This is a genomic window from Bradyrhizobium sp. SPXBL-04 (genome assembly GCF_051853035.1).
Lineage (GTDB): Bacteria > Pseudomonadota > Alphaproteobacteria > Rhizobiales > Xanthobacteraceae > Bradyrhizobium > Bradyrhizobium zhanjiangense.
The window spans coordinates 4,270,803-4,296,672 of record NZ_CP182472.1 but is presented as its reverse complement, the minus strand read 5'-3'; the positions used below and the strand labels follow the sequence as shown (position 1 = coordinate 4,296,672).

Sequence of the window (25,870 nt, the reverse complement as noted above, 5' to 3'; positions counted from 1 at the left end):
CGGCGTTAGATCAGTGCAACCCTGGACGACACGTGGTGGCTCGCGATCTTCCAGTCGCCGCCTTCACACACGATTGCCCAGGTAAGTTTGACCGACAGCGGCGCGGCCTCCTCGCCGAGGTCGAACGAGGCGATCGCGGCCATGTTGATCACTTTGGGCGCGACCTGCGCCGCGGCCACCTCGGAAAAGCGGACGCTCGGCGAGCGCCAGCGCGGCAGGCCATTGAAATAGGCCGCTACTCCGTCCCTGCCACGATATAGCGTCGGGTTGGAGCCGAAGAAGAACGCATTCTTCGAATAGAGCGACGACAGCGCGGCCGCGTCGAGCGTCGCGAAGCCGGCGCACCATTTCGCGATGATGGCGGAAACGATGGCGTCGGCCTCATTGTTCATGTCGTATCTCAGCCTTTCGCGACTTCCTTCGCAAACGTGTCGCGCAGGCCGATGGTGCGCGAAAACACCGGCTTGCCCGGCGTCGAATCCGTGTCACGCACGAAATAGCCCTGCCGCTCGAACTGCATCGGCTCCATCGAATTGCTTTCCGCAACCGATGCCTCGACACGGGCATCAGCCAGGATCTCCAGCGATTGCGGATTGAGATCGGCGGCGAAGTTCGAGGCATCAGGGTTCGGATTGGAGAACAGCTGGTTGTAGATGCGGATCTCCGCTGGCTCGGATGCCGCTGCCGGCAGCCAGTGCATGGTCGCCTTGACCTTGCGGCCGTCGGGCGCGTTGCCGCCCTTGGTCGCGGGGTCGTAGGTGCAGCGCAGCTCCACCACCTCACCCGCCTCGTTCTTGATCACGCCGGTGCACTTGACGAAATAGGCATAGCGCAGCCGCACCTCGTTGCCCGGTGACAGGCGGAAGAATTTCTTCGGCGGATTCTCCATGAAGTCGTCGCGCTCGATATAGAGCTCGCGGCCGAAATTGATCTTGCGCGTGCCGGCGCTGGGATCGTCGGGATGGTTGATCGCCTCGAGCTCCTCGACCTGCCCTTCCGGATAGTTCTCGATCACCACTTTCAGCGGCTTCAGCACCGCCATGCGGCGCTGAGCCGTGCGGTTCAGTTCCTCACGGATGCAGAACTCGAGCATGCCGACATCGACCACGCTGTTGGCCTTGGCGACGCCGATACGCTTGACGAATTCGCGCAGCGCGGCCGGCGGCACGCCGCGGCGGCGCATCCCCGCGATGGTCGGCATGCGCGGATCGTCCCAGCCCGCGACATGGCCCTCGCGAACAAGCTGGGTCAGCACACGCTTCGAGAGCAGCGTGTAAGTCAGGTTCAGCCGCGCGAACTCGTACTGGTGCGGCTCTGACGGCACCGGCAGCTTCTCGATGAACCAGTCATAGAGCGGCCGATGGTCCTCGAACTCCAGCGTGCAGATCGAGTGCGTGATGCCCTCGATCGCGTCCGACTGGCCGTGGGCATAATCGTAGCTCGGATAGATGCTCCATTTGGTGCCGGTGCGCGGATGATGCGCATGCAGGATGCGATACAGCACGGGGTCGCGCAGGTTGATGTTGCCCGCGGCCATGTCGATCTTGGCCCGCAGCACGCGCGCCCCGTTCGGGAATTCGCCGGCCTTCATTCGGCGGAACAGGTCGAGATTTTCCTCCACCGAGCGGTCGCGGAACGGCGAGTTCCTGCCGGGCTCGGTCAGCGAGCCGCGCGAAGTGCGGATCTCCTCCTGGGTCTGGTCATCGACATAGGCGAGCCCGTCGCGGATCAGTTGCTCCGCCCATTCATAGAGGCGATCGAAATAGTCCGAGGCGAAGAACAGGTTCTTGCCCCAGTCGAAGCCGAGCCAGCGCACGTCGGCCTGGATGGAATCGATATATTCCTGCTCTTCCTTGATCGGGTTGGTGTCGTCGAAGCGCAGATGGCAGCGGCCCGGAAACTCCTGGGCGATGCCGAAGTTGAGTGCGATCGACTTGGCGTGGCCGATATGCAAATAGCCGTTCGGCTCCGGCGGGAACCGGGTCACGATCTCCTTGTATTTGCCCTGATCGAGATCGGCCTGGATGATGTCACGAATGAAATCGCGCCCAACCTCAGTCGCCACCGGTTCTGTCATTACGAAAATCCTGTAGGGAAATCAGCGGTCCTTCTGCCAAATTCGCTGGGCCGCGCCAAGCCTTAGCAGGTCCGCTCTCGGGCTTTAGTTATGCTCCGGTCCTGATATATACCACCGCCTCCAATGCATAGGCCCTGCCAAGAATGACCGATTCCGTCGTCACGCGCTTCGCTCCCTCGCCGACCGGCTTCCTCCATATCGGAGGCGCCCGCACGGCGCTGTTCAACTGGCTCTATGCGAAGAAGCACGGCGGCAAGATGCTGCTGCGGATCGAGGATACCGACCGGGAGCGCTCCACCGAGGCCGCCATCGCCGCCATCCTCGACGGCCTCAAATGGCTGGAGCTCGGCTGGGACGGCGAGGTCATCTACCAGTTCGCCCGCGCCGCCCGCCATCGCGAGGTCGCCGAGCAGCTGCTCGCCGACGGCAAGGCCTATCGCTGCTACGCCACCGCCGAGGAGCTTGCCGCCATGCGCGAGAAGGCGCGCGCCGAAGGCCGCACCCGCCTCTATGACGGCATGTGGCGCGACCGCGATCCCGCGACCGCCCCGGCCGACGTGAAGCCCACCATTCGCCTGCGCGCGCCGCAGACCGGTGAGACCGTAATCGAGGACCAGGTCCAGGGCCGCGTGGTCTGGCAGAACGAGAACCTCGACGACCTCGTCCTGCTGCGTGGCGATGGCAACCCGACCTACATGCTCGCGGTGGTGGTGGATGACCACGACATGGGCGTGACCCATGTCATTCGCGGCGACGATCATCTGATCAACGCCGCCCGCCAGAAGCAGATCTACGATGCAATGGGCTGGGCGCTGCCGAGCATGTCCCACATCCCCCTGATCCACGGCCCGGACGGCTCGAAGCTGTCGAAGCGCCACGGCGCACTCGGCGTCGATGCCTACCGCGCCATGGGGTACCTCCCGGCGGCGCTGCGCAACTATCTCGTCCGGCTCGGCTGGAGCCATGGCGACCAGGAGATCTTCTCGACCGAGGAGATGATCGCCGCGTTCGATCTCGGCAGCGTCGGCCGTGCCGCCGCCCGCTTCGATTTCGCCAAGCTGGAGAATCTCAACGGCCACTACATCCGCAACGCCGACGATCAATCACTCGTGAAGATGTTCGAGGATGTGCTCGACCACGTCGTGCCCAGCCGCGACGACATTAAGGCCAAGTTAAACGACACCACGCGGGCGCAGCTCCTGAAGGCCATGCCGGCCCTGAAGGAGCGCGCCAAGACGCTGATCGAGCTGATCGACGGCGCCTACTTCATCTTCGCCGACCGGCCGCTGCAGCTCGATGCCAAGGCGCAGGCGCTGCTGACAGCTGAGAACCGCAAGCTGATCGGCCAGCTTCATTCCGCGCTGGGGAAAGTCGAGACATGGAGCGGTGCCAGCACGGAAGCCGCGCTGCGCACCTTTGCCGAGGAAAATAGTCTCAAGCTAGGCGCGGTCGCCCAGCCCTTGCGGGCCGCGCTGACCGGACGGACGACGTCGCCTGGTATATTTGAGGTTTTGGACGTCCTGGGACGCCAGGAAAGCCTGGGCCGGCTTCAAGATCAATCTACGACGTAAGTCGACCATGCGTGGGGGTGATCTTGCAGCGCACACAGCAATAATATACCCATCTCCCCCGTACATTCTGGAACATCCGGCCTGCCCCCAACGATCTCCTCAGGGGCCTCCGGCTCCGGCCCGTTTCACCACACATCGGGGACCTACGATGGACGCAAAACCAAGCAACAAGACCGCCACGCTGACGGTCGGAAACAAGAATTACGATCTTCCGATCCTCAGCGGCAGCGTCGGGCCCGATGTGATCGATATCGGCAAGCTCTACGGCCAGTCCGGCCTGTTCACCTACGATCCGGGCTTCACCTCGACCGCGAGCTGCCAGTCCAAGATCACCTATATCGACGGTGACGCGGGCGTGCTGGAATACCGCGGCTACCCGATCGAGCAGCTCGCCGAGCACGGCGACTTCCTGGAGACCTGCTATCTCCTGCTCTACGGGAATCTCCCCACCGCCGCGCAGAAGAAGGATTTCGACTATCGCGTGACCCATCACACGATGGTGCACGAGCAGATGGCTCGCTTCTTCCAGGGCTTCCGCCGCGACGCCCATCCGATGGCGATCATGGTGGCGGCCGTTGGCGCGCTGGCCGCATTCTATCACGATAGCACCGACATCAACGATCCCAAGCAGCGCATGGTCGCCTCCATGCGCATGATCGCCAAGATCCCGACGCTGGCGGCGATGGCCTACAAGTACACCGTTGGCCAGCCCTTCGTTTATCCGAAGAACTCGCTGCGCTTTGCCGAGAACTTCCTGAACATGTGCTTCGCGGTGCCCTGCGAGGATTACAAGGTCAGCCCAGTTCTCGCCGACGCACTGGAGAAGATCTTCATCCTGCACGCCGACCACGAGCAGAACGCTTCGACCTCGACGGTGCGCATCGCCGGCTCCTCCGGCGCCAACCCGTTCGCCTGCATCGCGGCGGGCATCGCCTGCCTCTGGGGCCCGGCGCATGGCGGCGCCAACGAAGCCGCGCTCAATATGCTCTACGACATCGGCTCGGTCGACAAGATCCCCGAGTTCATCGCCAAGGTGAAGGACAAGAACTCTGAAGTCCGCCTGATGGGCTTCGGGCACCGCGTCTACAAGAACTACGATCCGCGCGCCAAGATCATGCAGAAGATGTGTCACGCCGTGCTCAAGGAGACCGGCCATGGCAACGATCCGATGCTGAACGTGGCGATGGAGCTCGAGAAGATCGCGCTCAGCGATCAGTACTTCATCGACCGCAAGCTCTACCCGAACGTCGACTTCTATTCGGGCATCACGCTGAAGGCGATGGGCTTCCCGGTCTCGATGTTCACCGTGCTGTTCGCGGTCGCCCGCACCGTCGGCTGGATCAGCCAGTGGAGCGAGATGATCGAGGATCCCCACCAGAAGATCGGCCGTCCGCGCCAGCTCTACACCGGCGTCGCCAAGCGCGACTACGTGCCGATCGACAAGCGGTAACGTCGGCCGTCACGGCTTTTGAAACGGCGCCATCTCATGATGGCGCCGTTTTTGTTTTAAGCAGATGCCGTAGGGTGGGCAAAGCGCAGCGTGCCCACCACCTGTCCGCGACAGATACGAAGTCGTGGGCACGCTTCGCTTTGCCCACCCTACGAGACTTCGTTCGGCCAGTGCAGAAGCATGGTGGGTTACGCCTTGCAGGTGCGCTTCGCGCATCTGCAAGGCTAACCCACCCTACAAACACCGCTGTTGCTGCCGCGCACAACAACAAGTCGGCGCATCGGACCGGCAAACACTTGACAGCTGAAACGCTCCGCGCGCAAATTCTTACACTAAGTAAGAATGACGACAGGGATGGAAATGCCGGAGCAGCCGAGAAGTCGGCGGCAGACGCGCGCTGCCATTTTGACTCATTTGCTCCAGTCGGGCGGCTCGTTTCGGCCGCCGCTGGCGAAGGCGGTGCGCCTGTCCGAGGCGAGCCTGTCGCGCATCCTATTCGACCTGAAGGCCGAGGGCCTGATCGAGGAAGTGCGGCGCCCTGCCCCTTACGTCGGCGGCCCGACGGGTCTCGTGTCGCTCGACAGCTCCGTGGCGCTCGCAGCCGTCGAGCTGTCCGCTCAATGGCTCAGCGTCGGCGTCGGTGGTCTGTCGGGCGAGCTGCACTATACCGAGCGTCTGCCGTTGCCCAAGGCGCCAACCGTCGAGACGGTCGGCCGCGTGTTCCGCGAAGCGATGACATTGCTACGCGACTGGACACGCCGCCGCCACATCACGCTCTCACAGATCGGCGTCTCCATTCCGGGGCTTGGCCGGTTGACCATATCTGGCAATCCGATCATCCCCTGCGACGTCGGGCGCATCAGCGCCATGATCGGCGAGATGTTTGCCGACGTGCCATTGGAATTCACCAATTCGGTGGTGGCGCACGCCACCTTTCACCGCTGCCGCATGCAAAACTATCCATTCAGCGGCACGCATCTGTTCGTCTTTGTCAGCCATGGCGTTGCCGGCGCCTGGATGGATGACCCGTCTGAAGCCGATGCACTCCAGCCGGTCGAACTGGGCCACATGGTATTTCGACCCGAGGGACCGCGCTGCCGCTGCGGCCATCTCGGCTGCGTCGAGGCCTATACCTCGCTCGCCGCTTTGGCCGAGCTCCTCGGCGTCTCCGATACCGAATTGCTCCAGCTCGGCAGCGAATGGGTGCACGCGATCCCGCTCTCGACGCGCGTTCGGCAGGAGTTGCGGCGGCGGCTGTTCCGGCTTGGCCTTGCGATCGGCAACACGCTGAATGTGAAGCCATGCGGTGGCGTCGCCATCAGCGGCTGGCCATCGCTGCTCTCCGATGACGATCGCAACGCCGTGGTCGAGGGGATCGACGCCTGCCTACTGGGCGGCCGGACATTGGCGCAAGTGTCCATCGCCTTCGTGCCACCCTCCACCGGCAACGATCCGCAGGCTGCCCTGGCCTTCGCCGCCTTCTGCCTGGCCAGCCGCGGCGGCATGCCCGCCACATCGACGGAGGCCGCCTGACATGCCCTGAACCGTGCGGCCTCAACGCACAAAGCACTCAACACGGGAGGAACTGCCATGCCGATCACAACAACAAGGCGCCGTCTGCTCGCTGGATCTGCTGCCGCACTCGCGCTGCCGGCATTTGCCCGCGCCCAAGGCGCGGTCAAGCCGCGCCTGACCGCGATCTCTCAATGGTCCGCGGGCAGCGACGGGGCGGCCATCACGGCGCTCGGTAAGAAATTCGAGGAGAAGGGAGGGGTCTGGCAGCACTCGCCCGTCCCCGGCTTCACCACCGAGATGATGAACAAGCTGCGCGCTCAGATCATGGCCGGAGATCCTCCGGCCTGCTCGCAACTCAAAGGTCCCGAGATTGCAGCCTGGTCGAAGATCGCCCCGACCGTCGATCTTGACGCCGTCGTCGCTGCCGCCGGCTACGAGAAGGTCGTCGCTCCAGATCTTGCACGATTGCATAAGCCGGCAGGCAAGTGGATCGCACTGCCGTTGCAGATCTACAGCACCAACATGCTGTTCCTGTCCAGACGCGCGATGGACAAGGCCAAGGCCGACAAGATCCCCATCACCTGGGCAGACTTCAATGACCTTGCCGAAAAGATGAAAGCGGGCGGTGTCCCCTATCCCATCGCCAACGGTGGTACCCGCCCGGACGACGGACAAAAATTCGAGGCTTCTCTGGCCGGCATCAGTCCAACCGCATACCGCGCCGCCATCATGAATCTCGACAAGAAAGCTCTGGAGGGTCCCGAGCTCAAGGCCGCGTTCGCACAGGTGCGCAGGATCGCCGACTGGATGGATCCCAACGTCGGCGCCCAACACTTTTCGACCAACCTAAAACGCTTCGTCGACGGCGACATGGGCATGATGATCATGGGCGGATGGGCGCAGGGCGTGTTGCGCAACGCCGGTTTCAAGTTCGACGACTTCATGATCGCGCCGGGCCCCAGCGACAATGGCAAGCCGGTGTTCCTGTTGAACGCTGATGCATTCATCTTCTGGCAGCGCAAGGAGCCCGACCTCCAGGCCGGTCAGATGCTGATGGCTCAGCTCGTCATGGATCCCGCTATCCAGACGATGTATTCGCAGATTACAGGATCAATACCCGTGCGCACCGATGTCGATCTTTCCGGTGAAGGCTGGTCGGACGGTCAACGGCGGACCGCAGCCGCCCTGAAAGACGCTATTGCCAGCAATCAGGCGGTTCTGAGCCTTGCGCACAATATGGCTCAGGAAAACGGAATGACCGCAGCGATGATCGACGTGATCACGGAATACGTGAAGAACAAGACGATCAAGCCGGAGCAAGCCGTCACCCGCCTTGGCGATGCAGTCGAGAGCGCACGTTGACCCAAATCGTCGCGACAAGACCGGGCCGGCCGGCGCCTTCGGACGTGGTGCGCCGGCTGCCCGAATATCTGATGATCTGGGTGCCGCTGCTGCTGTCCGCCGCGCACCTCGTGTCCTTCTCGCTGTGGACGATCTGGATATCGTTCACGCCATCCACTCTGGTGCCGGTCTCGGGCTGGGTGGGGTTGCGCAACTACACGGCGGTCGCGGCATCGCGGAACTGGCAGATCGCCTTTGACAATTTGCTGCTGTTTGGCAGCGCTTTCGTGCTGCTGAGCGCGGTGACCGGCCTCATCCTTGCGATCCTGCTCGATCAGCGCATTCGCGGCGAGAACCTGCTCCGATCCATCTTCCTCTACCCCCTCGCGGTGTCGTTCGTGGTCACCGGCACGGTCTGGAGTTGGCTGCTCAATCCTGGCCTTGGGATCCAGAAGCTGGTCCATGACCTCGGCTGGACCTCCTTCAAGTTCGACTGGCTGATCGACCGCGACATGGCCATCTGGACCATTGTTATCGCTGCCATCTGGCAATCCTCGGGCTTCGCCATGGCGCTCTTCCTTGCCGGCCTTCGGTCGGTCGACGCCGACCTCATCAAAGCTGCGCAGATCGACGGCGCGGGACCGGTCCGAATGTACCGGCGCATCATTCTGCCGACGCTTTGGCCGATCACCATCACCGTCGTCGTGATCCAGTTGCAGTTCGCGATTTCGGCTTTCGACCTCGTCCGCGCGCTCACCAACGGCGGGCCGGGAATCGCGACCCAGCTGCCGGCACTTGTTGTCTACGACCTGATGTTCCAGCGCAGCCTGCTCGGCCGGGGGGCCGCGGCGGCGGTGCTCATGCTGCTTATTCTTCTCGCGGTCCTGCTGCCGTATGCAGCGTGGCGTTATCTTCAGCGGCGGCGGGCGGCCCATGCGTGACCGAACCTTCGCACCAAGCCGGATTTTGATCTATCTCATCGTTTCATTGATCGCCGCGGCCTGGCTCGCGCCATTGGCCGTTGTCGTGCTGAACTCGCTCCGCACCAACGAGGAGATCGCGCAGGCCTCGATGATCGGCTGGCCGCAGCAATGGGCCTGGAGCAACTACGTCGCTGCCTGGAGCGGCTTCTGCGTCGCCGAGACCTGCGCCGGCATCCGACCGTACATGCTGAACTCCGCGCTCGTCACGATTCCTGCGACGATTTTCTCGACCATGCTCGGTGCGATCGCCGGTTATGCCGTGTCGCTCTGGCGTTTTCGCGGCGACAACTGGATCTACGGCATCGTGACCCTCGGCCTGTTCCTTCCCCAGCAGATGCGCTTGCTTCCCTGGACCATCGTGCTGCGGGACATCGGTCTCATCAACACGCTGGCGGGCCTCGTGTTGATTCACACCATCCAGGGGCTCTCCTTCACCACGCTGTTCTGCCGAAACTACTATGTCGCCATTCCCCATGAATTGATCAGGGCCGCGCGCATCGATGGCGCCGGGTTCTTTCGTATTTTCTGGCGCATCATTCTGCCGCTCTCGCCTCCCATCCTGATCGTCACCGTGATCTGGCAGTTCACGCATATCTGGAACGAATTCCTCTATGGCGTGACGTTCACGAGCGGCCAACAGCAGCCCGTCACGGCTGCTCTCATCGCGCTATCTGCTGCAGTTGCGGATATCCCGCAGCATGGCGTGCAGAGCGCAGCGGTGATCATCGCAGCGCTGCCCACTTTGTTGATCTATCTCCTCGGCGGCAGGTACTTCGTGCGCGGCCTTACCGCCGGCGCAGTGAAATGATGGATTTGTCATGGCAGCACTAAGCATTCGCGCCCTGTCCAAGCGCTACGCCAATCTGGAGGTGCTGAAGGGCATCGATCTCGACATCGAGAGCGGGGAGTTCACCGTGTTGGTCGGACCGTCCGGCTGCGGCAAGTCCACGCTGCTCAACATCGTTGCCGGGCTCGACCGGCCGAGCGCGGGGACGATCGAGATCGGCGGACGCGTCGTCAACGACATCCCGCCCAAGGACCGCGACATCGCCATGGTGTTCCAGTCCTACGCACTCTATCCCTCGATGACCGTGCGCCAGAACATCACCTTCGGCATGGAATGCCGCCATGTGCCGAAGGCCGAGCAGGAGAAGTCGGTCGCGAATGTGGCCAAGCTGCTCCAGATCGAGCCGCTGCTCGGCCGCAAGCCGTCGCAATTGTCCGGCGGCCAGCGCCAGCGTGTGGCGATGGGGCGCGCGCTGGTGCGCAATCCCCTGCTCTTCCTGTTCGATGAGCCGCTGTCCAATCTCGACGCCAAGCTGCGCGTCGAGATGCGGATGGAGATCAAGCGGCTGCACCAGCGTATCGGCGCCACCATCGTCTATGTCACCCACGACCAGATCGAGGCCATGACGATGGCGACACGGATCGCGGTGATGCATCAGGGCAGTGTGCAGCAATTCGCCGATCCCGATACCGTGTACCGCTACCCGGCCAATCTGTTCGTGGCGCGTTTCATGGGCTCGCCGCCGATGAACACCATGCCGGCGCGGCTCGAGACCGGGAATGACGGGCCGGTGGTCGTGATCGGCGCCGGGCGGCCGGACGAGGTTCGTCTGCGCCTGAGAGAATATGACGCCGCAGCATCCTTCGTCGGTCGCGAGGTGGTGTTCGGGATCAGGCCGGAATGCATTGCCGAAGGCAGCCGCGCGTTCTCCGGCGATGCACCTGTCCTCGTCAACGCGCCGGTGGAAATGGTCGAGCCGACCGGTGCCGAGACGATGGTGTTGCTGCGGCTCGGGGGCGAGCCTGCGATGGCGCGAATCTCGCCCGATATCCGCCCCACGCTCGGCGCGTCCGCCTCTTTCGCGCTCGACACGCGGCGCATTTGCCTGTTCGACCCCGAGACGGAGCGACTGATCGCATGACGAAGACCACCTATTCAGGCCTTGCGGACCGCGTGGTGTTGATCACCGGCGGCGCCAGCGGCATCGGGGCTGCCCTTGTACGGGCGTTCGCGACCCAGGGCGCCCGCATCGCCTTCCTCGACATCGACACGAATGCCGGTGAAACGCTGGTGCGGGAGGTGGCGGCAGCGGGCGGGACCGCCCCGCTGTTCGTGCCCTGCGATCTCCTGGACATCGACGCCTTGCGCACCGCGATGGCGGAGGTCCACCGTTCGCTCGGCGATGCCGCCGTTCTCGTCAACAACGCCGCCAACGATCAACGCCAGGTTCTCTCCGAGGTGACGCCGGCCGATTTCGACTGGATGATCGGCGTCAACCTCAAGCACGTCTTCTTCGCGGCGCAGGCGGTGGTGCCGCAGATGCAGGCGCGCGGCGGCGGCTCGATCATCAACATGTCGTCGATCGCCTGGATGCGTGGCGCGCCGGCGCTGCCGGTCTATGCTGCCGCGAAAGCGGCGATCGTCGGCTTCACCAACTCGCTGGCTAGGCTGGTCGGTCCCGACCGCATTCGCGTCAACGCGATTGCGCCAGGCATGGTGATCACCGAGCGCCAGCGCCAGCTGTGGTATCCGAACGAGCAGACCATCGCCGAGATGCGCGCGCGTCAGGCCGTTCCCGATGCGGTGACACCCGACGACATCGCCAACATGGCGCTGTTCCTCGCCTCCGACGAGAGCCAGCGCATCACGCGCCAATGCTTTCAGGTCGATGGCGGTCTCGGCTAGTCCTGTAGGGTGGGCGAAGCGCAGCGTGCCCACCGTCTCTCTACGCAATTAAGGAGGAGAAATGGTGGGCACGCTTTCGCTTTGTCCACCCTACGAATCCGTCTTACCGCCTGCCCTTGCGCATCGTCGCGAGCACGATATCGGCCGAGAGCACGCTCGGCGATTTGTTGCCGGTCGACATGATCTGGTCGAGCTGGGCGAATGCCTCGACCTGCTCTCGCCGCAGCGGCGAATCCGTCAGCAATTCGGCGAGCGCCGGTGCCAGCTTCTCGGGCGTGCAGTCCTCCTGCAAGAACTCCGGAATGACGTCCTTGCCGATCACGAGATTGGCAAGGATCACCGAGGAGACGCGGATCGCGCGGCGCAGGATGAAGGCCTCGATGGCGCCGACGCGATAGGCCGTCACCATCGGAATGCCCGACAGCGCGAGCTCCAGCGTTACCGTGCCGGATTTCGCCAGCGCCGCGTGGGCAATGCGGAAGGCGGCGCGCTTGTCGTTCTCGCCGATCACGATTTGCGGCTTGACCGGCCAATTCGCGATGCCCTCGCGGATTGTCGCTTCGAGATGCGGCATGGTCGGCAGCATCAATTCGAACGCGCGCCCCTCCGCCTGCAAGCGGCCGAGCGCCGCGCCGAACACCTCGAGGTGATGCCGGATCTCGCTGCGGCGGCTGCCGGGCAGCACCAGGAGCACCGGCGGCTCACTGTTGCGGCGCTTCTGTTCCTCCGCATTCGGCCGCAGCGAGCCCAATTGCTCGACCAGGGGATGGCCGACATAGCTGCATGGCGGCCCGCCCAGCTTGCGGTATTCCTCCGGCTCGAACGGCAAGAGGCCGAGCACATGGTCGACATAACCGAGCATGGTCCGCGCCCGTCCCGGCCGCCACGCCCAGAGCTGCGGCGACACGTAATCGACGATCGGAATCGCCGGACTGCGCGAGCGCACGCGGCGGGCGACGCGATGGGTGAAATCGGGGCTGTCGATGATGACGAGCGCGTCGGGCGCGGCCTCGGTCACGGCGTCGACCGTCTTACGGATCAGCCGCAGGATTTTCGGCAATTGCTGAATGACGGCGGCGAAGCCGACGATCGACAGCTCCTCGATTGGAAACAGGGTCTCGAGCCCCTCGCGCGCCATGGTGCGGCCGCCGACGCCTTCGAACTGCACACCGTCGCCGAGGCGCTGACGCAGCACCTTCATCAAGGCACTGCCGAGCCTGTCGCCGGATTCCTCCGTGGCGATCAGGAAGATCTTGCGCTTGGGATCGCGGCCCTGCATCACGCCGGCAGGCCGATGACGAAGAGGTATTTGGCGTCGGCGAGCGCGATCATCGCCTGCGGCTCGGCCGCAATCGTGTTGCCGGCGATGACGGCGATGCCGGCAAGGCCCGCCCTTGCGACGCCCTCGATGGTGCGCGGGCCGATCGTCGGCAGGTCGAAGCGCAGATCCTGGCCGCTCTTCGGCGCCTTCACCAGCACGCCGCGGCCCATGGCCGCGCGAATACGGCCCTCCTCGCGCAGCCGCGCGACGCGCGCAAGCAGCGCGTCGGTGCCCTCGATATCCTCGACCGCCACGACATGACCGTCGATCACGACCGCGGCCTGGCCGATGTCGAACGGACCAAGCGCGGTCAGCACCGCCCGGCCGCGCTCGATGTCGGTCTTGCCAGTGTCGCTCGGCCAGGCGCGGCTGATGCAGCCCTCGGGCATCAGCAGATCGGGCGCGACGTCCTTGATGCCGACCATGCGGAAGCCGTCCTGCTCGAGGATGCGGCCGACGCCGGACAACAGATGATCGTCGCCGCCGCGGAAGGCGCGGATGACGTTTCCGAGCAGGCGCAGCGTCTTGACGTCGAAGCGGATCTCCGAGAGCGAGGGGCGCACCAATGTGCCGATGAAGATCAGGTCGCGGCAGCCTTCTTCGCGAAACAGCCGCATCGCGCGGCCGAGCTGGCCGACCGAGATCCAGCGGTGGCGGAATTTCTCCACCCGCGCCGGATCGCAGGCCCCGCGCAGCGGAAACAGCACCGGCGTGATGCCGCGCGCGGCGAGCGATTCGGCGACCGCGAACGGCATCGCGCCGCCGCCGGCGACCACGCCGACAGGTGAGGAAATCTCCGCAGCCGCCGATGTCATGCCCGCGGCCATCCTACGATCACTTCGCGATGGCGGGAAGACAGAGCGGGCGCTTGCCCTTGCCGATGAAGTCGAGGATTTCGGCGATCGCAGGGTCTTCGCCCGCGAGCGGCCGCGCGGCCTCCAGCCGCTCGGCGAAAGTGCCGGGACCATGGAAGAGTTTTTGGTAGAACCCGCGCACGGTCGCAAGCCGCTGCTTGGTGAACTTGCGCCGCTTCATGCCGATCAGATTGAGGCCTTCCAGCACCGCATACTGGCCGTTGACGAGGCCGAACGGGATAATGTCGTCGCGCACGCCGCACACACCGCCGACCATGACCTGCGGGCCGATGCGCGTGAACTGGTGCACCGCCGACAGGCCGCCGATGTACACGGCGTCGCCGATCTCGCAATGACCGCCGAGCGTCGCCGAGGTCGCGAAGATCACGTTGTCGCCAACCATGCAGTCATGGCCGACATGGCTGTTGTTCATGAAATAGCCGCCATTGCCGACGCGCGTCAGCCCTCCACCCTTGATGGTGCCGACATTCATCGTCGCGCCTTCCCGGATGGTGCAGCCGGAACCGATCTCGAGTTTCGTCGGCTCGCCCTTGTAGCTGAGATCCTGCGGGGCGCCGCCCAGCACTGCGAACGGCGAAACGACGCAGCCTTCGCCGAGCGAGGTATGGCCGATGACGGTGACGTGTCCGATCAGCTTGCAGTTCGCGCCGATCACGACGTTCGGGCCGATGATGCAATAGGGGCCGATCTCGGTGCCCTCGCCGATCACGGCGCCGTCCGCGACCCGTGCGGTGGGATCAATCTTGCTCATCAAGCCAATCTTACTCGTCAAGAAGGTCTGGTTATGTATTGAAGTCGCTTGGTTTTCGGCTGGTTAGCGCGACTATGCCCGATCTGTCCAGTGACGTATCATCTCGGCGTGTTTCATGTGCCGGATGAGGTGGCCTTCCCGGCCCATCAACAGGTTCATGTGAAGCTTGAGGTGATCGTGGTCAGGACCCTGGCACTTCTGCTCGCCCAGCTCGCGACGGCTCCGATCGTGTCCGAGACGGTCGAGACCGGCGAACGCCACCTCGTCGATCTCGGGTCATTTGAATGCCGGGACATCACCCGCAGCACGGTGCTTCAGCGGGTCTGTTACGATCGCAAGCAGCAGGATCTGATTGTCGCGAACAACGGAGCCTATGACCGCTATTGCGGCGTGACGCCCGATACAGTCGAGCGTCTCCTCGGCGCGCCCTCCATGGGGCAGTTCTTCAACCAAAATATCAAGCCCGAGGCGACCACCGGGAGCTACGCGTGCCGGACACGCGAGCCGGTCCGCAAGGGCTGATTTCGCTCAGTCCGTCAGCATGGCGCCGACGTCGGCTTCCGCAACGATCTGCCCATTGACCTTGGCATCGCCGTGAAACCACCACATGGCCTTGCGGCGGCCGAGCGAGCGCATGTGATACTCGATGGTATCGCCGGGCAGCACGGGCTTGCGGAACTTGCACTTGTCGATGGTCAGGAAATAGACCGCGCGCGGCTTCTCGGTGCCCTCGACCGACTTGATGCCGATCACGCCCGCGGTCTGCGCCATCGCCTCGATCATCATGACGCCGGGATAGACCGGGCGCTCGGGAAAGTGCCCTTGGAAGGCCGGCTCGTTGAAGGTGACGTTCTTGATGCCGATGCCGCTGTAATCGGCGCGGATGTTGATCACGCGGTCGATCAAGAGCATCGGAAAGCGGTGCGGCAGGGTCTGGAGGATCGCGTTGATATCCACCAGTTCGAACTTAACAGGTGATTCCACCGTCATTCCCGTCCCTCGTCCTTCGCATCGGCCTTGCTGTCGCGCACCAGGCGCTCCACCGCGATGATCTCCTTGAACCATTGTTTGGTCGGCTTGGCGAAATGCCCGCCCCAGCGTCCGCCCGGCGGAATGTCGTCCTTGACGGCACTCATGGCGGTCACCTGAGCTCCGTCGCCGATCTTGAGGTGGTTGTTGATGCCAACCTTCGCTCCCAGCGCCACGTTGTCGCCGATGGTCAGGCTGCCGGCGAGGCCGATCTGGGCCGCCAGCAGGCAGTGCCGCCCGATGGTCACATTGTGGCCGATCTGGACCTGATTGTCGATTTTGGTCCCTTCGCCGATCACGGTGTCGCGCAAGGAGCCGCGGTCGATCGTGGTGTTGGCGCCGACCTCGACGTCTTTCTGGATCAACACCCGCCCGGTCTGCGGCACCTTCAGATGGCCCTCGGGGCCGAAGAAGATGAAGCCGTAGCCGTCCTGGCCGATCGAGCAGCCCGGATGGATCAGCACGTTGTTGCCGATCAGGGCGCACTGGATGGCCGTGCGGGCACCGACATTGCAGTCCCGGCCGATCTTGACGCCGGGGCCGATCACCGCGCCGACGCCGATCACGGTGCCGCTACCGATCTCGACGTCCGCGCCGATCACGGCCAGGGGATCGACGATCACGCCATCCTCGAGCCGGGCCGTGGGATCGATGATGGCGGTCGGCGCGATGCCGTCATTGCCGACCCAGGATTGCGGCCTGAGCGCGTCTCCGTGCCATTCCCGCGCGATCCTGACGAAGGCACGGAACGGCTGCGCCACCCGCAGCACGGCCACATGCGCGGGCACCTCGGCCTCGAAGCGCGGGCTGACGAGGCAGGCCCCGGCCCGGGTCGCCTTGAGCTGATCGGCATATTTCAGGTTGTCGAAGAACGCCAGATGCATCGGGCCGGCTTCGTCGAGCGAAGCAAGGCCCGTGATGATCCGGCCGCCCCTTTCGGGGTCGACGAGCTGCGCCTTGGTCAGCGCGGCAATGTCAGCCAACGCTGAGGCAGGCGGTTTTGTGAAGAAGGTCGGCTGCGCCATTCCACCCCGTCGCGGTCCGGCTTCGGCATGAAGCGGTCAGGCCGCATCATGCCTCATCTGCAGGATTGGCACGATCCCTTTCGGAAACCGGCTCCAGTGATCGTGCCGTGCTGATCGAATTAGAACGTGGTGCCGCCGCCGAACCGGAACTCCTGCGTGCGGTCGTACTTGCCCTTAGTGAGCGGCACGGCGTAGTCGAAGCGCAGCGGACCGAACGGCGACTGCCAGATCAGGCCGACACCGACCGACGTGCGGACCACCTTGCTGTCGTCGTAAACGAGGCCAGTACAGGTTCCGGTGCTCGTCGGATTGATGGTCGACGGGATACAGCCCGGCACATTGACCTCGTTGGTAGCGGTCCAACTCGTCGGTCCCTTATAGTCGTAGAGACCGCCGGCGTCGGCATAGACTGCGCCCTTCAGACCCACTTCCTTGGGCAGGAACCAGAACGGCATCTGCAATTCGAGCGAAGCGCCCCAATACTTGGTGCCGCCGAGCGCGTCCTGCGTACCGAAAGGATTCAGGTCGCGCGGGCCGATGCCGTTCGGCGCGAAGCCACGGACGAGGTTCGGGCCCATCTGGAAGTGGTCGAGCATCCGCAGATCATCGTTGATCTTGGTCAGAATACCGCCCTGAAGACGGACGATGCCGACGATGTCAGACACCAGCGGAGCGTAGTACTTTCCGTCCGCAACGGTCTTCAGATAGCTGACGTCGCCGCCGACGCCGGCGAAATCCTGCCGGAAGTCGATGAGCAGACCGTCGGTGGGGTTCTTGTTGTTGTCCAGCGTGTTGTAGGTCAGCGTGTAGCCGAGCGCCGAGGTCAGGGTCTTGCCGTTGGCAAGTTCCTTGCGCACCGGCAACGAGGCTTCACCGTCGCTGTAGCAACCGAGGCCGTTGGTCGAGCTCAGGTCGATGCCGTTCACGGCGGCGAAGGCCGGGCTCGGGTTGAAGGCCGACGTTCCCAGATTGTTGTTACAGTTTGCCAGATAGTACGGCAGCGTGATTTCCTGCTGGTAGATCGAGTAGCGCAGCTGGAGCGCTAGGTCTTCACGCAAGGAGAAGCCGAGGCGCGGCGAGAAGCCGAGCGTCTTGGTGCCGTAAGAGATGTAGCTGTTGGCCAGCTGCTGGCGCTGATAGAGGTCGAGGCCGAGCGCGACGCGGTAGTCGAGCAGATAGGGCTCGACGAACGACAGCGAGTAACCGCGCGCATACTGGCCATAGGTCACCGACGCCTTGGCGAACAGGCCGCGGCCGAGCAGATTGCGCTCGGAGATCGAGACTTCGGCCAGCGCGCCGTCGGTCGTGGAGTAGCCGCCCGAGATCGAGAAGTCGCCGGTCGATTTCTCTTCCATGTCGACGATCAGGATCACGCGGTCGCTCGACGAGCCGGGTTCGGTCGTGATCTTAACGCTCTTGAAGTAGTCGAGGTTCTTCAGCCGCCGCTCGGCCCGATCGACCAGCGCGCGGTTGTAGGCATCACCTTCCGAGATGTCGAACTCGCGGCGGATCACGTAGTCGCGCGTGCGGGTGTTGCCGCGCAGGTTGATGCGCTCGATATAGGTGCGCGGGCCCTCGTCGACATTGAACACGACGGAGACGGTATGGGCCTCGAAATTGCGGTCGCCGCCGGGACGAACCACGGCGAAGGCATAACCGCGGCGCGAGGCCTCGATCTGCATCTCCTCGACCGACTTCTCGACCGATTCGACGTTGTAGAGCGAGCCGACGCTGACGCGCGAATACCCGCGCAGCGACGAGGGATCGAAATTCGGAATGCTGGAGCGGAAGTCGACCGCGCCGACGCGGTATTGCGCGCCTTCCTCGATCTTGAAGGTGACGTTGAAGCCCTTCTTCTCCGGATCGTATTCGGTGAGCGCGGCCACGACCTGGACGTCGGCGAAGCCGTGCTTGAGATAGAAGCGACGGATCAGGTCGCGGTCGGCCTCGACGCGATCGGGATCGTAGATGTCACCGCTGGCGAGGAAGCTCAGCAGGTTCGATTCGCGCGTCTTGATGACGTCGCGCAGGCGATAAGACGAGAACGCATTGTTGCCGACGAACTCGATCGACTTGACGCCGGTCTTGGCGCCCTCCTCGATCGTGAAAATCAGGTCGACGCGATTGTTCGGCTGCTCGATGATTTCAGGCGTGACGCGCACGTCATAGCGGCCGGACCGGCGATAGATCTCGGCGATTCGCAATGTGTCGGACTGCACCATGGCGCGGGAGAAGGTGCCCCGTGCCTTGGACTGGACCTCAGCGGTGAGCTGCTCGTCCTTGATCTTCTTGTTGCCCTCGAAGGCGATGCGCCCGATCACCGGGTTTTCCACCACGGAGACGATGATCTGGCCGCCGGGGCCGCGATTGATCCTGACGTCCTGGAACAGGCCAGTCTCGATCAACGCCTTCAGGCCGTCGTCGATGGCGCCTTGATCCAGGCGGCCGCCCGGGCCCGGCTTGAAATAGGAGCGGATCGTCTCCACCTCGACACGGCGATTTCCTTGGACGGAAATCGACTGGACCGTCTGAGCGAGTGCAGACGAAGACACGAAAACAGCCCCAACCGGGGCAACCACCGGCGCGCCGAACATGATCAGGGTTGCGAGCAAGCCCCCCCGGAGTCGCAGTCCAAACTTCATCGCGCAACGCGCCCTTATCATTCCGTACCAGACCCAACCCCAACGCCGATCTGGAAAGATTCCCCAAGTTCAGGCCGCTTGTAGCCAATTTCACCGACGCCGCAAACGGTCGAGCGCGCCGCAATTTCAATTTCATTCCAAGACGTTGCTCAACAGCAACGCCACAAAAAAGCCCCTATCAGGAAGCCGCCATCCGAAGGATGTCGTTGTAGGTCGCAAACACCATCAACATCAGCACCAAACCGAGCCCGATTCGGAACCCCATCTCCTGAGTCCGTTCGGACAGAGGCCGGCCGCGGACCACTTCCGCCGCATAGAACATAAGGTGACCGCCATCGAGCAGCGGGATCGGGAACAGGTTCAACAGGCCGATCGACACCGACAGCACTGCGCACAGATTGATCACGAACTGGAATCCGGCGCTGGCCGCCTGCCCCGACATCTTCGCGATTCCCAGGACGCCGCTGACCTCGTTGGGATTGCCGTTTCCGACGAACAACGAGCCCAGGAACTTGAAGGTGCTGGTGATGATGAACCAGACCTGCTCGACGCCGATCTTGAGCGCTTCGCCGATGCCCACTGGAGCGGTCGAGGCCTCACCGGCCTGCGACTTATGCTCGACACCGAGCACGCCGACACGATGACGGTTGCCGAAGGGATCCTTGCGCTCGAGCAGTGCGGGGGTTGCAGTCAGCGACACGATGGCGCCGTCGCGCTTCACCTGGAACGCAAGCGCTGAACCTGCGCTCATCGCAACGATTCGCTGCATGTCGGCAAAGCTCTCGATCGGCTTGCCGTCGATCTGGACGACGACGTCCCCGATCTTGAAGCCCGCCGCGGCCGCAGCGCCGTCGGCGACGACGCCGTCCACGCGCGCGATCGTGCTCGGCTTGCCGTAGTACAGCGCCATGGCGGCGAAGATCAGCGCGCCCAGGATGAAATTAGCGATCGGTCCGGCGGCGACGATGGCGGCGCGCGGGCCGACCTTCTTGTGATGGAAGCTGCCGGCGCGCTCCTCGGCCGTCATGGCCGCTAGCGTCTCGGCCGACGGGGTCGAGGCCTCGCTCTCGTCGCCGAAGAACTTGACGTAGCCGCCAAGCGGAATCGCCGAGATTTTCCAGCGGGTCCCGTGACGGTCGTTGAAACCGACCAGCTCAGGCCCGAAACCGAGTGAAAAGGTCAAAACGCGAACGCCCGCCCAGCGCGCGACCAGGAAATGGCCGAGCTCGTGGAAGAACACGACGATGGTCAGGACGAACAGGAAGGGGATCACGTAACCGAGGAGCCCATGGCTCAACGTATTGAAACTATGGACAAAAAAGTCGATCATCGAATTCCCTCATCCAGCGCCGCAAGGCCCTGGCCCCGAACCATCTAGGATGCCTTTAAGGCAATTTGAGGCAATAGGGCGGCAGCTCTATTTCGAGCAACATGGTCAACGGAGATTGCATCATCGGCCGAGGTCATCGGAGCCTGGTTCCCGCTGCGGACCCAGTCATCCAGCGTCGCCTCGACCAGGCGCGCGATCGCACCAAACCGGATCTTGCCGGCGATGAAGGCGGCGACGGCGACCTCGTTGGCAGCATTGTAGACCGTGGTCGCTCCCTTCCCGGTCCGGAGCGAATCGAAGGCCAGGCGCAGGCCCGGGAACCGCTCGAAATCCGGCGCCTCGAAGGTCAGTTGGCCGATCTTGGCCAGGTCGAGCTTGGCCGCCGGACCCTTGATACGGTCGGGCCACCCGAGACAATGCGCGATCGGCGTCCGCATGTCGGGCGCGCCGAGCTGGGCCACGACGGAGCAATCGGAAAACTCGACCATGCCGTGGATGATCGACTGCGGATGAACGAGCACGTCGATCTCGTCGGGCGCGAGCGCGAACAGATAGGACGCCTCGATCACCTCGAGCCCCTTGTTCATCATCGAGGCGGAATCGATCGTGATCTTTTGGCCCATGCTCCAGTTGGGGTGCTTCAGGGCCTGCTCGAGCGTGGCCTGCTCGATGTCGGCAGGCTTCCAGGTCCGGAACGGGCCGCCGGAGGCCGTGATGATGACGCGGACGAGCTCGTCGCGATTGCCTGAGCTCAGCGCCTGGAACAGAGCATTGTGCTCGGAATCGGCCGGCAGGATGCAGGCGCCGGCTTTTGCCGCGCGCTGCATGAAGAAATCGCCGGCGCAGACCAGGCATTCCTTGTTGGCGAGCGCGACATGCGCGCCGCGATCAACCGCGGCCAGGGCCGGCTTCAGTCCGGCGGCGCCGCTCACGGCCGCCATCACCCAATCGGCAGGACGCGCACCCGCCTCGATCACCGCGCTTTCGCCGGCGCCGCATTCGGTGCTGGTCCCGGCCAACGCGGCCTTCAGCTCGGCGAGCTTGGAGGTGTCGGCGATCGCGACGTAGCGCGCGGAGAATTCCTTCGCGAGCTTGGCCAGCGCTTCGACATTGCCGTTCGCCGTCAGCGCCTCGACGCGATAGCGTTCGGGCGAGGCGCGCAGCAAATCCATCGTGCTGTCGCCGATCGAGCCGGTGGCACCGAGTACCGTGACGCTGCGGACGGCAGACGCAGCAAGCCTGTTGTTACGCAATGGGACCGCGCTCATATCCTCACCAAACCATAAGACCGCTTCCGGCGCTATGCACACCATGGCGGAGAAAGCCGATAATCCATGCCGCCAGGATGGCGGCAACAAAGCCGTCCAGGCGGTCCATAAGTCCGCCATGGCCGGGAATTAAGTGACTGGAATCCTTGACGCCGAAGCGCCGCTTCACTGCGGATTCGAACAGATCGCCCAGCGCCGATACCACCGACAGGATGGCGCTGACGAGCAGCAATGGCGCCATCTTTCCGAGCCCGCAAGCCGCGAAGCCCACCGCAACCAAGAGGCTTGCGACAAAGCCGCCGAGAGCGCCCGCCCAGGTCTTCTTGGGACTCACGCGTGGCCACAGCTTCGGTCCACCGATGCTGCGGCCGGCGAAATAGCCGCCGATATCGGTCGCCCACACCACGAGCAGCACGAACATCAGGGCAGCGAACCCGTTTAAGAGATCCTGCCGCACCAGGATCGAGGCCAGCAGCGCCGCCGATGCATAGGCGAATCCGATAGCCGCCCAGACGAACTTGCCCCGCGCGATCAGCGTCACGATCGCACCGCCGATGAAGCCGGCGATGACAGCCGTCTTGAGCGCGCCGAAGGCAACGCAAAATCCCATGATGGCGATGACGATAGTCCCCGTCCCAGTCAGCGCGACCGAGCCCGCGCCCACCACCATCAGCCATTCCGCGAACAGTCCGATCGACACCAGGGTGACAAGAAGTGCCCACAGCCAGCCGCCGGCGTAGGCGAGCGCAATGGCGAGCGGCGCCAGCACGAGCGCGGCGAGGATCCGCAGCACGAGATTGCTCGGGGCAGGCGCAGAGCCCGCCGGTGCGGCGTCGGGTTCGCTCACGAGGCGGTTTTCGCGACCAGGCCGCCAAAACGGCGCTCGCGCCTGGCAAATTCGGCGATCGCGCTTTCCAGCGCCGCCTTGTCGAAATCGGGCCAGTGGATCGGCACGAAGACGAGCTCGCTATAGGCGGCCTGCCACATCAGAAAGTTGGACAGGCGCTGCTCGCCGCTGGTGCGGATGATGAGATCGGGATCGGGAATGTCGGGCGCATCGAGATGCGCGCCGAGCGTCTCGGCGTCGATCGTGGCGGGATCCCGCCTGCCCTCTGTGACCTCGCGCGCGAGCTTCTGCGCGGCCTTCGCGATCTCCTGCCGCGAGCCGTAGTTGAAGGCGACGACGAGCGTGAGGCGCGTGTTGTCGCGCGTCAGCTCCTCCGCCTCGTTGAGGAGCGCGCAGATATCGCTCTCGAGCCCTTCGCGCTCGCCGATGATGCGGACCTTGACGCCGTCGCGATGCAGGCTCGCCAGATCGTTGCGGATGAAGCGCCGCAGCAGGCCGAAGAGATCGCCGATCTCGCTCGCCGGGCGCGACCAGTTCTCCGAGGAGAACGAGAAGATGGTGAGATAGCGAATGCCGAGCTCGTGCGAGGCGCGCACCACGCGGCGCAGCGCGTCCACGCCACGGCGATGCCCTTCCGCACGCGGCAAGCCGCGCGCAGCCGCCCAACGCCCGTTGCCATCCATGATGATGGCGACATGCGCAGGCGCGTCGGACCGGTCAGGTCCTTCGGTTGCGGGCGCGGCGGCGTTGGACATGAAGGCGATGCCTTAAACGGTGAGGATTTCTTTTTCCTTGGCGGCCAGCAGCTGGTCGATCTCGGTGATCGTGCCGTCGGTCGCCTTCTGCACCTCGTCGGCGTGACGCTTCTGGTCGTCCTCCGACATCTCGTGATTCTTCTCGAGCTTCTTGAGCACGTCGAGACCGTCGCGACGGACATGGCGCGCAGCGACCTTGGCGGCCTCCGCGTATTTGTGCGCGACCTTCACCAGCTCCTTGCGGCGCTCCTCGTTGAGCTCGGGAATACGCAGGCGCAGCACCTGGCCTTCGGTCGCGGGCGACAGGCCGAGGTTGGAATCGACGATCGCCTTCTCCACGGCCTTGACCATCGACTTGTCCCAGACCTGCACCGAGATCAGGCGCGGCTCCGGCACGCTGACGGTGGCGAGCTGATTGAGTGGCATGTGAGTGCCATAAGCGTCGACCTGCACCGGATCGAGCATCGAGGCGGAGGCGCGCCCCGTCCGCAGGCCGCCAAGCTCGTGCTTGAGGGACTGGACGGCGCCCTGCATGCGGCGCTTCACTTCGTTGAGGTCGAAACTACCCGTGGCCATCACGTTTCTCCTTCAAAATCCCGGCGACCGCTCTGCGCCCTTCTCTCGGGGCGCGACGACGAGCCGTCAGCCGGCGACAATGGTTCCGTGGCCGGCACCACGCAGAATCGCACCGATCGAACCCGACTGCGCGATCGAGAATACAATGATAGGCAGCGACGTCTCGCGGGCAAGCGCGAAGGCGGTGGCATCCATCACCTTGTAGTCGCCCTCGATGGCCTGCGAATGCGTCAGCCGGTCGAACCGCGTGGCGGTCGGATCCTTCTTCGGGTCGGCCGAGTAGACGCCGTCGACATTGGTCGCCTTCAGCACCGCCTGGGCGCCGATCTCGGCGGCACGCAGCACCGCGGTCGTGTCGGTGGTGAAGAACGGATTGCCGGTTCCGCCGCCGAGCAGCACGATCCGGCCCTCGGCGAGGTATTTGTGCGCCGCGGTGCGGGTGAACAGCTCGGAAATCTCCGGCATGACGAAGGCCGACAGCGTGCGCGCCGGCGTGCCCTTGCGCTCGATCGCCGCTTCCAGCGCGAGGCAGTTCATCATGGTGGCGAGCATGCCCATGGTGTCGCCGGTCGGGCGCGATACGCCGCGGGATGACACCTCGACACCACGCACGATATTGCCGCCGCCGATCACGACCGCGACCTCGGTGCCGAGCTTGCGGGCGGCAATCAGATCATCCGCAACCCGGTCCACGGTCGGCTGGTCGATACCAAAGCCCTGCTGTCCCGCGAGGTATTCGCCGGACAGCTTGATCACGACGCGACGATAGACCGGATCAGTCATGAGCACTTTCCTTGTCCGGGCGCCGCTTCCGGCGGCACGCCGGAAGGAGGTGTTCCGGCGCTTACTTCTTGCCGCTGGCCGCCGCGACCTCGGCTGCGAAGTCGCTTTCCTGCTTCTCGATTCCCTCACCGAGAGCATAGCGCACAAAGCCCGCGATCTTCACAGGCCCGCCGACCTTGCCCTCGGCCTCCTTCACTGCCTGCGCCACCGACTTGCCGGTGTCGTGGATGAAGGCCTGCTCGAGCAGGCAGACTTCCTTGTAATAGGTCTTGAGGCCGGACTCGACGATCTTCTCGATCACGTTCTCGGGCTTGCCCTGCTGGCGGTATTTGTCGGCGAGCACGTCCTTCTCGCGCTTGACGACCGCCGGATCCAGGCCGGACGGATCGAGCGCCAGCGGGTTGGTGGCGGCGACATGCATCGCGATCTGGCGACCGAGCGTTGCGAGCTCGTCGGCCTTGCCCGGCGATTCCAGCGCCACGATCACGCCCATCTTGCCGGCGCCGTCGACGACGGCCCCGTGGACATAGCTCGACACCACGCCCTGGCTGACTTCGAGCTGGGCAGCGCGGCGCAGCGTCATGTTCTCGCCGATGGTGGCGATCGCGTCATTGATCGCGGTCTCGATCGTGACGTCGCCGACCTTGGCGGCCTTGATCTTCTCGACATCGGCGCCGACGTCGAACGCGACCTGGGCGATCATCTTGACCAGCCCCTGGAACTGGCCGTTGCGCGCCACGAAATCGGTCTCGGAGTTGACCTCGACCACGACGCCCTTGGTGCCCTTGGTGAGCGCGCCAATCAGGCCCTCGGCCGCGACGCGGCCCGACTTCTTGGCGGCCTTCGACAGGCCCTTCTTGCGCAGCCAGTCCTGCGCGGCTTCCATGTTGCCGTCGTTTTCGGTCAGGGCGGCCTTGCAGTCCATCATGCCTGCGCCGGTCGACTCGCGCAGGTCCTTGACCATCGCAGCTGTGATCGTTGCCATCGTTGAAAATCCTTTGTGCCTGCCGGTTTGCCGCGGCGCGGCATCGAAGCACCC

Annotated in this window: 24 protein-coding genes; 9 read left to right on the top strand and 15 right to left on the bottom strand. The window is 64.1% G+C overall.

The window, feature by feature from the left end; all coding sequences use genetic code 11:
- Positions 1–5: 5 nt before the first annotated feature.
- Both ACNJX8_RS20290 and ACNJX8_RS20285 read right to left on the bottom strand, forming a co-directional pair.
- On the bottom strand, positions 6–392 hold the full coding sequence (locus ACNJX8_RS20290) for a nuclear transport factor 2 family protein (protein WP_128933502.1): 387 nt from the start codon (positions 390–392) through the stop codon (positions 6–8).
- Positions 393–400: 8 nt separating this feature from the next.
- On the bottom strand, positions 401–2,077 hold the full coding sequence (locus ACNJX8_RS20285) for a glutamine--tRNA ligase/YqeY domain fusion protein (protein WP_439361780.1): 1,677 nt from the start codon (positions 2,075–2,077) through the stop codon (positions 401–403).
- 143 nt (positions 2,078–2,220) lie between these two features.
- Between ACNJX8_RS20285 and gltX the strand changes: the two genes are divergently transcribed.
- The 8 genes from gltX (at position 2,221) to ACNJX8_RS20245 (ending at position 11,629) form a co-directional block, all read left to right on the top strand.
- Positions 2,221–3,648, top strand: a complete 1,428-nt coding sequence (gene gltX / locus ACNJX8_RS20280) for a glutamate--tRNA ligase (RefSeq protein ID WP_128942754.1) — start codon at positions 2,221–2,223, stop codon at positions 3,646–3,648.
- Between the two features lie 148 nt (positions 3,649–3,796).
- Complete coding sequence (gene gltA, locus ACNJX8_RS20275) at positions 3,797–5,098, top strand: citrate synthase (protein ID WP_128933499.1); 1,302 nt, start codon at positions 3,797–3,799, stop codon at positions 5,096–5,098.
- 354 nt (positions 5,099–5,452) lie between these two features.
- Complete coding sequence (locus tag ACNJX8_RS20270) at positions 5,453–6,631, top strand: ROK family transcriptional regulator (protein ID WP_439361943.1); 1,179 nt, start codon at positions 5,453–5,455, stop codon at positions 6,629–6,631.
- A 57-nt stretch (positions 6,632–6,688) separates the two neighbouring features.
- On the top strand, positions 6,689–7,975 hold the full coding sequence (locus ACNJX8_RS20265; protein ID WP_439361779.1) for an ABC transporter substrate-binding protein: 1,287 nt from the start codon (positions 6,689–6,691) through the stop codon (positions 7,973–7,975).
- Positions 7,972–8,895 (top strand): carbohydrate ABC transporter permease, encoded by a 924-nt coding sequence (locus ACNJX8_RS20260; RefSeq protein WP_439361778.1) that lies wholly within the window; start codon positions 7,972–7,974, stop codon positions 8,893–8,895. Before ACNJX8_RS20265 ends, ACNJX8_RS20260 begins: the two co-directional genes overlap by 4 nt.
- Entirely contained in the window at positions 8,888–9,745 is an 858-nt protein-coding gene (locus ACNJX8_RS20255; RefSeq protein WP_439361777.1) for a carbohydrate ABC transporter permease, read from the top strand. The genes ACNJX8_RS20260 and ACNJX8_RS20255 overlap by 8 nt, the downstream gene beginning before the upstream one ends.
- 10 nt (positions 9,746–9,755) lie before the next feature.
- Entirely contained in the window at positions 9,756–10,865 is a 1,110-nt protein-coding gene (locus tag ACNJX8_RS20250; RefSeq protein ID WP_439361776.1) for an ABC transporter ATP-binding protein, read from the top strand.
- Entirely contained in the window at positions 10,862–11,629 is a 768-nt protein-coding gene (locus tag ACNJX8_RS20245; protein WP_439361775.1) for an SDR family NAD(P)-dependent oxidoreductase, read from the top strand. Before ACNJX8_RS20250 ends, ACNJX8_RS20245 begins: the two co-directional genes overlap by 4 nt.
- A gap of 103 nt (positions 11,630–11,732) precedes the next feature.
- Here ACNJX8_RS20245 and lpxB read toward each other — a convergent pair whose 3' ends face one another.
- From lpxB to lpxA, 3 genes are read right to left on the bottom strand one after another with little or no spacing between them, the layout of a single operon-like run.
- On the bottom strand, positions 11,733–12,911 hold the full coding sequence (lpxB, locus tag ACNJX8_RS20240) for a lipid-A-disaccharide synthase (RefSeq protein ID WP_439361774.1): 1,179 nt from the start codon (positions 12,909–12,911) through the stop codon (positions 11,733–11,735).
- Positions 12,908–13,765, bottom strand: a complete 858-nt coding sequence (locus tag ACNJX8_RS20235; RefSeq protein ID WP_439361773.1) for an LpxI family protein — start codon at positions 13,763–13,765, stop codon at positions 12,908–12,910. Before ACNJX8_RS20235 ends, lpxB begins: the two co-directional genes overlap by 4 nt.
- Positions 13,766–13,784: 19 nt before the next feature.
- Positions 13,785–14,576, bottom strand: a complete 792-nt coding sequence (gene lpxA / locus ACNJX8_RS20230) for an acyl-ACP--UDP-N-acetylglucosamine O-acyltransferase (RefSeq protein WP_439361772.1) — start codon at positions 14,574–14,576, stop codon at positions 13,785–13,787.
- A 177-nt stretch (positions 14,577–14,753) separates the two neighbouring features.
- Between lpxA and ACNJX8_RS20225 the strand changes: the two genes are divergently transcribed.
- On the top strand, positions 14,754–15,098 hold the full coding sequence (locus ACNJX8_RS20225) for a KTSC domain-containing protein (protein ID WP_249761808.1): 345 nt from the start codon (positions 14,754–14,756) through the stop codon (positions 15,096–15,098).
- 6 nt (positions 15,099–15,104) lie between these two features.
- Here ACNJX8_RS20225 and fabZ read toward each other — a convergent pair whose 3' ends face one another.
- From fabZ to tsf, 10 genes are all read right to left on the bottom strand, one after another.
- Positions 15,105–15,566, bottom strand: a complete 462-nt coding sequence (fabZ, locus tag ACNJX8_RS20220; protein WP_091885814.1) for a 3-hydroxyacyl-ACP dehydratase FabZ — start codon at positions 15,564–15,566, stop codon at positions 15,105–15,107.
- Positions 15,563–16,630, bottom strand: a complete 1,068-nt coding sequence (gene lpxD / locus ACNJX8_RS20215; protein WP_439361770.1) for a UDP-3-O-(3-hydroxymyristoyl)glucosamine N-acyltransferase — start codon at positions 16,628–16,630, stop codon at positions 15,563–15,565. The genes fabZ and lpxD overlap by 4 nt, the downstream gene beginning before the upstream one ends.
- Before the next feature lie 119 nt (positions 16,631–16,749).
- On the bottom strand, positions 16,750–19,272 hold the full coding sequence (gene bamA / locus ACNJX8_RS20210; protein ID WP_128933488.1) for an outer membrane protein assembly factor BamA: 2,523 nt from the start codon (positions 19,270–19,272) through the stop codon (positions 16,750–16,752).
- 178 nt (positions 19,273–19,450) lie between these two features.
- Positions 19,451–20,602 carry an RIP metalloprotease RseP gene (rseP, locus tag ACNJX8_RS20205; protein ID WP_128945923.1) on the bottom strand — a complete coding sequence of 384 codons (1,152 nt, stop codon included), beginning with the start codon at positions 20,600–20,602 and terminating at the stop codon, positions 19,451–19,453.
- Between the two features lie 44 nt (positions 20,603–20,646).
- On the bottom strand, positions 20,647–21,870 hold the full coding sequence (gene dxr / locus ACNJX8_RS20200) for a 1-deoxy-D-xylulose-5-phosphate reductoisomerase (protein WP_128933486.1): 1,224 nt from the start codon (positions 21,868–21,870) through the stop codon (positions 20,647–20,649).
- Positions 21,871–21,874: 4 nt separating this feature from the next.
- A complete protein-coding gene (locus ACNJX8_RS20195; protein WP_128933485.1) occupies positions 21,875–22,717 on the bottom strand; it encodes a phosphatidate cytidylyltransferase in 843 nt (280 codons plus the stop codon).
- On the bottom strand, positions 22,714–23,472 hold the full coding sequence (locus ACNJX8_RS20190; RefSeq protein ID WP_439361768.1) for an isoprenyl transferase: 759 nt from the start codon (positions 23,470–23,472) through the stop codon (positions 22,714–22,716). The genes ACNJX8_RS20195 and ACNJX8_RS20190 overlap by 4 nt, the downstream gene beginning before the upstream one ends.
- Positions 23,473–23,484: 12 nt before the next feature.
- A complete protein-coding gene (gene frr, locus ACNJX8_RS20185; protein WP_091885834.1) occupies positions 23,485–24,048 on the bottom strand; it encodes a ribosome recycling factor in 564 nt (187 codons plus the stop codon).
- Between the two features lie 66 nt (positions 24,049–24,114).
- The gene (gene pyrH, locus ACNJX8_RS20180; protein ID WP_370990083.1) at positions 24,115–24,831 is read right to left on the bottom strand and encodes a UMP kinase; all 717 of its coding nucleotides are present in this window, start codon (positions 24,829–24,831) and stop codon (positions 24,115–24,117) included.
- A gap of 61 nt (positions 24,832–24,892) precedes the next feature.
- Complete coding sequence (gene tsf, locus ACNJX8_RS20175; RefSeq protein ID WP_438108035.1) at positions 24,893–25,816, bottom strand: translation elongation factor Ts; 924 nt, start codon at positions 25,814–25,816, stop codon at positions 24,893–24,895.
- Between the last annotated feature and the right edge of the window lie 54 nt (positions 25,817–25,870).

Coding starts and splice junctions, on each gene's coding strand:
- tsf (WP_438108035.1), bottom strand. CDS start 25,816: ATGGCAACGATCACAGCTGCGATGGTCAAGGACCTGCGCGAGTCGACC.
- bamA (WP_128933488.1), bottom strand. CDS start 19,272: ATGAAGTTTGGACTGCGACTCCGGGGGGGCTTGCTCGCAACCCTGATC.
- gltX (WP_128942754.1), top strand. CDS start 2,221: ATGACCGATTCCGTCGTCACGCGCTTCGCTCCCTCGCCGACCGGCTTC.
- ACNJX8_RS20265 (WP_439361779.1), top strand. CDS start 6,689: ATGCCGATCACAACAACAAGGCGCCGTCTGCTCGCTGGATCTGCTGCC.
- pyrH (WP_370990083.1), bottom strand. CDS start 24,831: ATGACTGATCCGGTCTATCGTCGCGTCGTGATCAAGCTGTCCGGCGAA.
- ACNJX8_RS20290 (WP_128933502.1), bottom strand. CDS start 392: ATGAACAATGAGGCCGACGCCATCGTTTCCGCCATCATCGCGAAATGG.
- ACNJX8_RS20255 (WP_439361777.1), top strand. CDS start 8,888: ATGCGTGACCGAACCTTCGCACCAAGCCGGATTTTGATCTATCTCATC.
- rseP (WP_128945923.1), bottom strand. CDS start 20,602: ATGATCGACTTTTTTGTCCATAGTTTCAATACGTTGAGCCATGGGCTC.
- frr (WP_091885834.1), bottom strand. CDS start 24,048: ATGGCCACGGGTAGTTTCGACCTCAACGAAGTGAAGCGCCGCATGCAG.
- ACNJX8_RS20235 (WP_439361773.1), bottom strand. CDS start 13,765: ATGACATCGGCGGCTGCGGAGATTTCCTCACCTGTCGGCGTGGTCGCC.
- ACNJX8_RS20270 (WP_439361943.1), top strand. CDS start 5,453: ATGGAAATGCCGGAGCAGCCGAGAAGTCGGCGGCAGACGCGCGCTGCC.
- gltA (WP_128933499.1), top strand. CDS start 3,797: ATGGACGCAAAACCAAGCAACAAGACCGCCACGCTGACGGTCGGAAAC.
- lpxD (WP_439361770.1), bottom strand. CDS start 16,630: ATGGCGCAGCCGACCTTCTTCACAAAACCGCCTGCCTCAGCGTTGGCT.
- ACNJX8_RS20250 (WP_439361776.1), top strand. CDS start 9,756: ATGGCAGCACTAAGCATTCGCGCCCTGTCCAAGCGCTACGCCAATCTG.
- fabZ (WP_091885814.1), bottom strand. CDS start 15,566: ATGACGGTGGAATCACCTGTTAAGTTCGAACTGGTGGATATCAACGCG.
- dxr (WP_128933486.1), bottom strand. CDS start 21,870: ATGAGCGCGGTCCCATTGCGTAACAACAGGCTTGCTGCGTCTGCCGTC.
- ACNJX8_RS20190 (WP_439361768.1), bottom strand. CDS start 23,472: ATGTCCAACGCCGCCGCGCCCGCAACCGAAGGACCTGACCGGTCCGAC.
- ACNJX8_RS20245 (WP_439361775.1), top strand. CDS start 10,862: ATGACGAAGACCACCTATTCAGGCCTTGCGGACCGCGTGGTGTTGATC.
- lpxA (WP_439361772.1), bottom strand. CDS start 14,576: ATGAGCAAGATTGATCCCACCGCACGGGTCGCGGACGGCGCCGTGATC.
- ACNJX8_RS20285 (WP_439361780.1), bottom strand. CDS start 2,077: ATGACAGAACCGGTGGCGACTGAGGTTGGGCGCGATTTCATTCGTGAC.